This window comes from Micromonospora sicca, assembly GCF_003172935.1.
Taxonomy (GTDB): domain Bacteria; phylum Actinomycetota; class Actinomycetes; order Mycobacteriales; family Micromonosporaceae; genus Micromonospora; species Micromonospora sicca.
The window spans coordinates 1-9,505 of the sequence record NZ_QGKS01000344.1; the positions used below are offsets into that span (position 1 = coordinate 1).

Consider the following 9,505-nt stretch of genomic DNA (forward strand, 5'->3'; position numbering starts at 1 on the left):
CCGCCCCACCGACCCCGGCGCTCGCGCCGCGCGGGTGCCCACGCTCGGCGACATCGACGTGGTCGGCAGCGCCCTGTCCGACGTCACCGACGCCACCCTGGCCGCCACGCTGCGGACCGCCCGGGCCACCCAGCCGGAGCTGCCCGGGCTGCGGTTCGCGGTGATCGGCATGGGCCGGCTCGGCGGGTACGAGTCGAACTACCTCTCCGACGCCGACGTGCTCTTCGTCTACGACCCGCCTGCGGGGGCGAACGAGAGCGCGGCCAGCGGGGCCGCGCAGGCGATCGCCGAGGAGCTGCGTCGGCTGCTCGGCGTACCCGCCCCGGACCCGCCCCTCGGGGTGGACGCCGACCTGCGTCCGGAGGGACGGCAGGGCCCGCTGGTCCGCAGCCTCGCCGCGTACGCCCAGTACTACGCGCGCTGGTCGAAGGTGTGGGAGGCGCAGGCGCTGCTGCGCGCCCGGTTCGTCTGCGGCGACGCCGACCTCAGCGCCGAGTTCGAGGCGATGGTCGACCCGGTGCGCTACCCGCCCGACGGGCTGACCCGTGAGCAGGTGGTGGAGATCCGCCGGATCAAGGCGCGGGTGGAGAACGAGCGGCTGCCCCGCGGCGCCGACCCGGCCACCCACACCAAGCTGGGCCGGGGCGGTCTGGCCGACGTGGAGTGGGCGGTGCAGCTGCTCCAGCTCCGGCACGCGGGCCGGGTGCCGGCGCTGCGCGGCACGCGTACCCTCGACGCGCTCGCCGCCGCCCGGGACGCCGGCCTGGTCGACGCGGACGACGCCGCGGCGATGGCCGCCGGCTGGACTCTCGCGGCGCAGGTCCGCAACGCGCTCATGCTGGTCCGGGGCCGGGCCGGCGACCAGCTGCCCCGGCACGGGGTGGAGCTGGCCGGCGTCGTCCGGCTGCTCGGCCGGGACGACCCCGGCGAGTTCCTGGACGAGTACCTGCGCACCGGCCGTCGCTCCCGAGCGGCGATGGAGCGGGTCCTCGACACCCCCGCCTGACCGGCCCGCCACGGCTGGCCCGGTTTTCGGCCTGGCTCGGTTTTCGGCCCGGCTCGGTCTTGGGCCCGGCCCGGTTTTTGGCCCGGCCCGCATTTCGGCCCGGCCCGGCCCGGCCCGGCTCGGCCCGGCTCGGCTCGGCTCGGCTCGGCCCGGCTCGGCCAGGCTCGGCCGGCTCTCCTGCCTGGCCTTTCGCCCGGGCGGCCGGTGCCAGTCGGGGCACGGTCGGCCGCCGCCCGCCTGGGCGGGTACCCGCTGCTCGGTCACTATGAAGCTGATGACGTAAACGATTCACCGCCCGGTGCCGCCCGCGTCGCCCGTGGGCCCGCGTCCCCTGGGTCCGCGCCTCGCCTTCGGTCCGCCCCCCCGGCCGACCGCCGCACGCAGGCCGGTTCCGCTCGGTGATTCATCCACGACATCAGCTCCATAGGGCGTGAGGGAGACACCCGTCCTCGGCCGGGCCTGTGTGCTGGCCGGGCCCGGGCGCCAAAATGCTGCCCGTGTCGCCCGTGTCGCCCGTGTCGCCCGCGTCGCCCGTGTCCCCGGGTCCGCGCTTCGCCTTCGATCCCCGTCCCGCGCCCCGCCGCACGCAGGCCCGTCCGCTCGGTGATTCATCCACGACATCAGCTTGGTAGGGCGCGAGGGAGGTGCCCGCCCTCGGCCGGACCGTGCGCTTCCGGGGCCCGTGCGCCCCCGGGGCCCATGCGCCCCCGGGGGCCGTGTGCTCCGGGGCCCGTGCGCCCCCGGGCCGCTCGCTCCTGGGGCCGCTCGCTCCTGGAGCCCGTGGGTCCTGGGGCCCGTGCGGCTGCCATGGCTGCTGTGCCGGTCATGCCGGTTGGGCCAGCCGGGACCATGCGGGGGCGACGGGTCGCGGCGGGTCAGCCGCCGAGGGTGTACGTGCCGGCGTGCGGCACGGTGACCGTCGTCCACTCGCCGTCGGCGGCGGTCGTCGCACCGTCGGAGGCGGTCAGCCAGCGGTCGTGCCGCAGCCGGACCGGCACCCTGCCCGGCCCCGAGGTGCGGAAGGTGACCGATCCGCCGTCCTGGCCGACCAGCTCGCCTGGGGCGCCCACCAGCGGGGTCGGGTCGGTGACGGCGTACAGGCACCAATGCCCGTCCGACCAGACTTCGGTCAGGTACGGCAGGCCGGCGGTGACCAGTTCGGCCTCGGCCCGGCCCACCCAGGACAGCTCGGCGTCGGGCACGGCGACGTACTGGACCGCGTTGTCGGCCAGCCAGGCCCGGTAGGACGCGGCGGTCAGCGGCACGCCGGTGCCGGCGGCACCGGGCACGGTGGTGAAGAAGAGCGGGTTGCGGTCGATGTCCGCCTGCCGTAGCCAGCCCCGCGCCAGCGGCGTCTCGCCGAGATGCGCGGCCTCCCAGTAGTTCCGGGTCGGCGGCACCTCCACCCGACCGGTGAGCCCGCGCCGGGTCAGCTCGGCGCGCAGCGGATCGAAGAACGCCCGGTCGCTGGTCGGGTCGGCCGGGCTGCGCAGGTCGGCCGCCACCACCGGCGGCTGCCACCAGCACACCACGCCCAACAGCACCGCCAGGGCGAGCGCCCCGGCCAGGCGCCGACGCGGTGCACCCACGCCGGCCCGCCGCTCCCCGTCCGCCCGCCGCTCCCCGTCCGCCCGCCCGTGGAGTGGGAGCCGGTCGGTGAACCAGCGGGGCGGCCGGGCGGCGGCGGCCAGCACGGGCAGCGCGAACATCACCACCAGGCGGGTGGCGTTCAACCCGACCGGGGTGGGCACCAGCGCCGCGGCCAGCACCCCGGCCGCCGACAGCAGCGCCCCCACCCGCACCGGCCGGTACGCCACCAGGGCCGCCACCAACAGGCTGGTCAGCACCGCGCGCAGCGTGTCGGTGCGGCTGATGTTCATCCAGCCGCCCTCGCCGAAGAGCAGGCCGGTCACCCCCAGCGGCAGCGCGGCGGCGGCGCCGAGCAGCAGGCCGTCGCCGTACCGGCGGGTGAGCAGCAGCGCGACCCCCGCCAGGCCGACGAAGAGCCCCGCCACCGGGCTGGTCGCCGAAGCCAGCAGGGCGCCGGCCGCGACCAGCGCGGGGCGCGGCCAGCGGCGCTCCGGCGGGACGTGCGCCGGCAGGGTCAGGGCGACCAGCGCGGTCAGGCCGAAGGCCACCCCGAGGGCGTACGTGACCCGGCCGGAGACCAGGTTGCCGGCGATGGTGAGCACGCCGACCAGGCTGCCGAGCAGCGGCCGGGGCACGCCGGCGCGCACCAGCAGGGCCGCGAACGCGGTCGCCGCGGCGAGCAGCGCGAGCGCGCCGGTGAGGCGTACCCCGAGCAGGGCCATCAGCGGCGGCGAGACCAGGCTGTAGCCCCACGGGTGGACGCCGCCGTACCAGCGCAGGTCCACCGGGGCCGCCCCGTGGGCGGCGAAGAAATCGGCGCGGGCCACCTGGGCGGAGAGGTCCGAGCCGGTCGCCGGCAGGGCCAGGTACAGCACGCCGAGGGCGAACGCGGACGCGGCCGACACCGCCACCACCCGACTGCCCCGCATGCCCACCTCCTGACCGCGACCACCGTACTGGCAGCATGTCCCGCGTGCCTCACCACCTCTCGCGCTGGACCGGCCTGGCGGGCTCGGTGCTGCTCGCCGTGGCCGCCTTCCTCGGCGGCGCGCTGCCCCACGGAGACCTGCGACCCACGCCGCTCAGCATCTGGCAGGGCCGGAACGGGCCACTGATCATCGCGCTCTGGCTGGTCGGCACCGGCCTGCTGGCCTGGGCCTGGTGGTCGCTGCGCGACCGGGTGCCGTCGACCCGCTGGGTGCTGGTCACGATCACGCTCTGGCTGCTGCCGATGCTGGTCACGCCGCCGCTGGGCAGCCGGGACGTCTACGCGTACGCCTGCCAGGGGGCCAGCTACGCCGGCGGGATCAACCCGTACGAACAGGGCGTATCCGCCCTGCCCTGCCCCTGGCTGGACACCATGTCGTACATCTGGCGGGACACCGCGGCGCCGTACGGGCCGCTCTTCGTGGTGCTCGCCGGGGCGGTCGTCACGGCGACCGGGTCGCTGGTCGGCAGCATCGTGCTCTTCCGGCTGACCGCGGTGGCCGGGGTGGCGCTGATGGCGTGGTGCCTGCCGGTGCTGGCCCGCCGCTGCGGGGTGCCGCCGCAGCGGGCGCTCTGGCTGGCGTTGGCCTGCCCGCTGGTGCCGGTGCACCTGGTCTCCGGCGCGCACAACGACGCGCTGATGGTGGGCCTGCTCATCGCCGGGCTGGCGGTGGTGGCCTCCCGGCCGGGGCGCCCGCTGCCGCTGCTGGGCGGCGGGCTGCTGCTGGGGTTGGCCGCCGGGCTCAAGGTCACCGCGCTGGTCGTGGTGCCGTTCGCCGCGCTGGCCGCGATCGCCGGGCCGTACCGGTTCCGCGCGCTGGTCCGCGACGGCGCGTGGGTGGTCGGCGCGGCGGTCGCCGCGGTCGTCGGGGTGACCTTCGCCGCCGGCCTGGACTTCGGCTGGATCACCGGCCTGGAGCAGGGGAACCTGGTCATCGCCTGGACCTCGCCGTCAACCGCCGTCGGGCAGACCGTCGGCTACCTCGCGGCGCTCTTCGGCAAGCACGTCGACGCACTGCCGGTGACCCGGGCGATCGGCGTCCTGGTGCTCGTCGTACTGCTGGTCTGGCTCTGGTGGCGGGCGCGCCACCGCGACCCGCTCTGGCACGCCGGCCTGGCACTCGCCGCCACGGTCGCGCTCTCCCCGCTCTTCCACCCCTGGTACTGGATCTGGCCGCTGGCGGTGCTGGCCGCCACCGCCCGGCGTACCGGCTGGTTCACGGTCGTCGCCCTGGTGTCGTCGTTCCTGGTGCTGGCGGACGGCACCGGCCTGCCCCGGTTCACCAAGATGCCCGGCGCGCCCCTGATGACGCTGTTGGTGATCGTGGTGGTGGTCCGGTTGGTACGGTCGGCTCGGGCGGCCCGCGAACCGGCCCCCGCCGACTGAGGAGAGGTGCCGGTGGCCGATCCCGGCGGAGCGCCCGACGCGGCCGACCGGCCCGGACGAGCCCGGTCCGCGCGGTACGCGGGCCTGGTCGGGGCGACCCTGCTGACCGTCGCCGGCTGGCTGGGCGGGGCGCTGCCCGACGCCCCCGCCACCACCCCGGTCGGCATCTGGCGCGGCCCGCACGGTCCGCTGGTCCTCGGCTGCTGGCTGGTCGGCACGGCCCTGCTGGTGGGCGCCTGGTGGGCGCTGCGGCGGGGCGCGCCGTCGACCCGGTGGGCGTACCTGACCGCCGGGCTCTGGCTGCTGCCGCTGCTGGCCGCGCCGCCGACCGGCAGCCGCGACGTCTACTCGTACGTCTGCCAGGGCTGGTCGTGGACGCACGGTGCCGACCCGTACCGGGTCGGGGTGGCGGTGGCCGGCTGCCCGTGGACGGATGCGGTGCCGCCGATCTGGCGGGACACCCCGGCGCCGTACGGGCCGTTCTTCGTGCTGCTGGCCGGGCTGGCCGTCACGCTCGGCGGTGGGCTGGTCGGGGCGGTCGTGCTGCTGCGGGTCCTCGCGGTGGTGGGCGTGCTGCTGGCCGCGCTCTGCCTGCCCGGGCTGGCCCGGGCCGTCGGCGTGCCGACGCGGCGGGCGGCCTGGCTGGCGCTGGCCTGCCCACTGGTCGGCGTGCACCTGGTCGGCGGCGCACACAACGACGCGCTGCTGCTCGGCCTGCTGCTGTCCGGCCTGCTGGTGCTGGTCCACCGGCCCGGCAAGCCGCGGGCGCTGCTGCTGGCCGGGGTGCTGCTGGGGCTGGCGGTGGCGGTGAAGGCGGTCGCGGTGGTGGTGCTGCCGTTCGCGGCGCTCGCCGCGGTGCTGGGTCGGTACACGCCGCGCGCGCTGCTGCGGGACGCGGCCTGGCTGGCCGGGGGAGCGGTGGGCGCGCTCCTGGTCACATCCCTGGTCACCGGGCTCGGCTTCGGCTGGGTGAGCGGCCTGGCCCGCAGCGGCGACTCCGAGCAGTGGACCTCGCCGCCGACTGCCGTGGGCTTTGTCGTCGACTACGCCGGGGCGCTCGTCGGCCGGGAGCCGCACGCGGTGCCGGTGGTCCGGCTGGTGGCGCTGCTGGTGCTGGCGGTGCTGCTGGTCGCGCTCTGGTGGTGGGCCTGGTCGGCGCTGCGCCGGCTGAACGACGTGAGGCAGCGGGCGGCCCGACCCCGGGTGGCCCTCGTCGGGGCGGGCCTGGCGTTGGCCGCCACCGCCCTGCTCGCCCCGGTCTTCCACCCCTGGTACGCCACCTGGCCGCTGGCGGTGCTGTCGGTGGCCACGGTCCCGGTGGCGCGGACGACCTGGTTCGTGCTGCCCTGCGCGGTGGTCTCCTTCCTCGCCCTGCCGGACGGCACCAACCTGGCCCGGTTCACCAAGGCGCCGGGCGCGATCGCGATGACCGCCGTGGTGGTGGCGCTCGGGGTGGGGGCGGTCCGGGTGGCGTTGGCCCGACGAGCCCGCCCGACCTGATCGGCTGAAGTGGTTGACGGTGGGTTCGGACCCACCTATGTTTAACGCATTCGTTAATTAACGAGGTGGTTACGCAAGTGGCGGACGATCGACTCAGCGTCATCTTCGCGGCGTTGGCCGACCCCACCCGACGGGCGATCCTCGCCCGGCTGGCCGAGGGGGACGCCACCGTCACGGAGCTCGCCGAGCCGTTCGCGATCAGCCTCCCGGCGATCTCGCGGCACCTGAAGGTGCTCGAGCAGGCCGGCCTGATCACTCGGTCCCGCAGCGCCCAGTGGCGCTCCAGCAGCCTCAATCCGGAGCCGTTGCGTGAGGCGACGGTCTGGATGGAGCGCTACCGGCAGTTCTGGGACACGAACTTCGATCGGCTCGACGCCCACCTGAAGCGGATGCAAACCCAGACGGAGCGGAACGAGAAATGAGAGAGGGCAACACCATGACCGACACGACCGAAACCCAGGATCTCGTCATCACCCGCGTCTTCGACGCCCCGCCCGAGCTGGTCTACCGGGCGTTCACCGACCCGGACCAGCTCGCCGCCTGGTTCGGCCCGGCTGGCTGGTCGGTGCCGCGGGCGACCGTCAGCGTCGAGGCCCGGGTCGGCGGCCACCAGCGCTTCACCATGGTCAACGACGCCGATCCGAGCATGACCTCGGCCGTCGACGCCACCTTCACCGAGCTGGTGGAGAACGAGCTGCTGGTCGGGACCCAGCGGGTCGACTTCGGCGCCGGCGAGATCACCATGGCGCTCCGGCTGGAGTTCCACGACGAGGAGGGCAGGACCCGCCTGGTGCTCAGGCAGGGGCCGTTCAGCCCGGGAACGGAGAGCGGCGCCCGCGAGGGCTGGGGCAGCTCCTTCGGCAAGCTGGACGCTCTGCTCGCCCGCTGAGTCCCCGCCGGCCAGAGAGCCGGGCCGGCCCCGCGAACGCGGAGCCGGCCCAGCCGGTGCTGGTGGAACTGGTCAGCAGTCGAAGTACATGGCGAACTCGTGCGGGGTCGGGCGCAGGCGCACCGGGTCGACCTCGTTGGCCCGCTTCCAGCTCACCCAGGTGGAGATGAGGTCCGGGGTGAACACGCCGCCGTCGAGCAGGTAGTCGTGGTCGGCCTCGAGCGCGTTGAGCACCTCGGGCAGCGAGCCCGGCACCTGCTTGACGTCGCCCCACTCCTCCGGCGGCAGGTCGTACAGGTCCTTGTCGATCGGCGCCGGCGGCTCGATCTTGTTCTTGATGCCGTCCAGGCCGGCCATCATCATCGCCGAGAAGGCGAGGTACGGGTTGCTGGACGGGTCCGGCACCCGGAACTCGACCCGCTTGGCCTTCGGGTTGCTGCCGGTGACCGGGATGCGGGTGCAGGCGGACCGGTTGCGCTGCGAGTAGACGAGGTTGACCGGCGCCTCGAAGCCCGGCACCAGGCGGCGGTACGAGTTGACCGTCGGGTTGGTGAAGGCCAGCAGCGACGGCGCGTGGTGCAGCAGGCCGCCGATGTACCAGCGGGCGGTGTCCGACAGGCCGGCGTAGCCGGTCTCGTCGTAGAACAGCGGCTCGCCGTTCAGCCAGAGGCTCTGGTGGGTGTGCATGCCGGAGCCGTTGTCGCCGAAGAGCGGCTTCGGCATGAACGTCGCGGTCTTGCCGTTGGCCCAGGTCTCGTTCTTCACGATGTACTTGAAGAGCTGGAGCTGGTCGGCGGAGTGCAGCAGGGTGGAGAACTTGTAGTTGATCTCCGACTGGCCGGCGGTGCCCACCTCGTGGTGCGAGCGCTCCACGGTGAACCCGGTGTCGACCAGGCGCCGCACGATCGAGTCGCGCAGGTCGGCGTAGTGGTCGACCGGCGGCACCGGGAAGTAGCCACCCTTGTACGCGGTCTTGTAACCGCGGTTGCCGCCCTCTTCCTCGCGGCCGGAGTTCCAGGCGCCCTCGATCGAGTCGATGTAGTAGAACGACTGGTGCGCGGAGGTCTCGTGGCGGATCGAGTCGAAGATGTAGAACTCCGCCTCGGCGCCGAAGTACGCGGTGTCGGCGATGCCGCTCGCCGCGAGGAAGGCCTCGGCCTTCTTCGCCACGTTCCGCGGGTCCCGGGAGTACGCCTCGCGGGTGAACGGGTCGTGGATGAAGAAGTTCAGCGCGAGGGTCTTCTGCGCGCGGAACGGGTCGATGAAGGCGGTCGCGACGTCCGGGAGCAGGAGCATGTCCGACTCGTGGATCGCCTGGAAGCCACGGATCGACGAGCCGTCGAACGCGAGGCCGTCGGTGAAGAGCGCGTCGTCGACGGACTCGACCGGCAGGTTGAAGTGCTGCATCACGCCGGGCAGGTCACAGAAACGTACGTCGACGAACTTCACGTCCTCGTTCTTGAGGTATCGCAGGAGTTCCTCGGGATTGGCGAACACACGTCCTCCTGGCACGTCCACGGGGTGGCTAGGCTCCTGGCGACGCTATGACCGTGCGGTTGCCCGGCGGTGTCTCCCCTGTTTCCGCCGTGTTACGTCCCTCGCGGAGCGTCATCCCGGCCGCTCAGCCACCTCTGCTCTCCGTTCGGACCATACCGGCGGTGCCCGTGTCGCGCTAATTGACGGCCTTGGTCCGATTTGACGGGGAGAGCGGATCCGGACCGGGCCACCCCGCTGGCTACCCTTGACCGCTGTGACCAACCCGCATGCCCCGGCGCCGCCCGCCACCGACCCCGCCTTCGTCCCGCCGAGCCTGGGTCGCCGCTTCGGCGCGCTGGTCGTCGACTGGGTGCTCTGCCTGCTGGTGTCCAACTTCTTCGCCGACCCGGTCCGCGACGGCTGGGCCCCGGTGCTGGTCCTCGTCCTGGAGTACGGCTTCTTCCTCGGCCTGTTCACCCAGACCCCCGGCATGTACGTCACCCGGATCCGCTGCGTCGACTGGTCCGACGGCGGCCGGATCGGCGTGCTCCGCGCCCTGCTCCGCGGCCTCCTGCTCGCCCTGGTCGTCCCCGCCCTGATCATGGACGAACACCGCCGCGGCCTCCACGACCGCCTCACCAGCTCCGTCATCACCCCCGCCCCCCGACCA

Annotated in this window: 8 protein-coding genes; 6 read left to right on the plus strand and 2 right to left on the minus strand. The window is 74.3% G+C overall.

The window, feature by feature from the left end; translation table 11 throughout:
* Positions 1–1,006, plus strand: a 1,006-nt coding sequence (locus DKT69_RS27955; RefSeq protein ID WP_497529435.1) for a [protein-PII] uridylyltransferase family protein, incomplete at its 5' end; no start/stop codon positions are given.
* A gap of 875 nt (positions 1,007–1,881) precedes the next feature.
* Here DKT69_RS27955 and DKT69_RS27960 read toward each other — a convergent pair.
* The gene (locus DKT69_RS27960) at positions 1,882–3,525 is read right to left on the minus strand and encodes a hypothetical protein (RefSeq protein ID WP_109804466.1); all 1,644 of its coding nucleotides are present in this window, start codon (positions 3,523–3,525) and stop codon (positions 1,882–1,884) included.
* A 44-nt stretch (positions 3,526–3,569) separates the two neighbouring features.
* Here DKT69_RS27960 and mptB (DKT69_RS27965) point away from each other — a divergent pair, with 44 nt between their 5' ends.
* From mptB (DKT69_RS27965) to DKT69_RS27980, 4 genes are all read left to right on the plus strand, one after another.
* On the plus strand, positions 3,570–4,970 hold the full coding sequence (mptB, locus tag DKT69_RS27965) for a polyprenol phosphomannose-dependent alpha 1,6 mannosyltransferase MptB (protein ID WP_201749899.1): 1,401 nt from the start codon (positions 3,570–3,572) through the stop codon (positions 4,968–4,970).
* Between the two features lie 12 nt (positions 4,971–4,982).
* Positions 4,983–6,470: a polyprenol phosphomannose-dependent alpha 1,6 mannosyltransferase MptB gene (mptB, locus tag DKT69_RS27970; protein WP_109804472.1), complete on the plus strand. Its 1,488-nt coding sequence runs from the start codon at positions 4,983–4,985 to the stop codon at positions 6,468–6,470.
* A 77-nt stretch (positions 6,471–6,547) separates the two neighbouring features.
* Positions 6,548–6,892: an ArsR/SmtB family transcription factor gene (locus DKT69_RS27975; protein ID WP_109804468.1), complete on the plus strand. Its 345-nt coding sequence runs from the start codon at positions 6,548–6,550 to the stop codon at positions 6,890–6,892.
* A 14-nt stretch (positions 6,893–6,906) separates the two neighbouring features.
* Entirely contained in the window at positions 6,907–7,359 is a 453-nt protein-coding gene (locus DKT69_RS27980) for an SRPBCC family protein (RefSeq protein WP_109804469.1), read from the plus strand.
* A gap of 72 nt (positions 7,360–7,431) precedes the next feature.
* Here DKT69_RS27980 and glnA read toward each other — a convergent pair whose 3' ends face one another.
* Complete coding sequence (glnA, locus tag DKT69_RS27985) at positions 7,432–8,856, minus strand: type I glutamate--ammonia ligase (protein ID WP_109804470.1); 1,425 nt, start codon at positions 8,854–8,856, stop codon at positions 7,432–7,434.
* 253 nt (positions 8,857–9,109) lie between these two features.
* Here glnA and DKT69_RS27990 point away from each other — a divergent pair.
* Positions 9,110–9,505: RDD family protein (locus DKT69_RS27990; protein WP_109804471.1), on the plus strand; the 396-nt coding region annotated here is incomplete at its 3' end.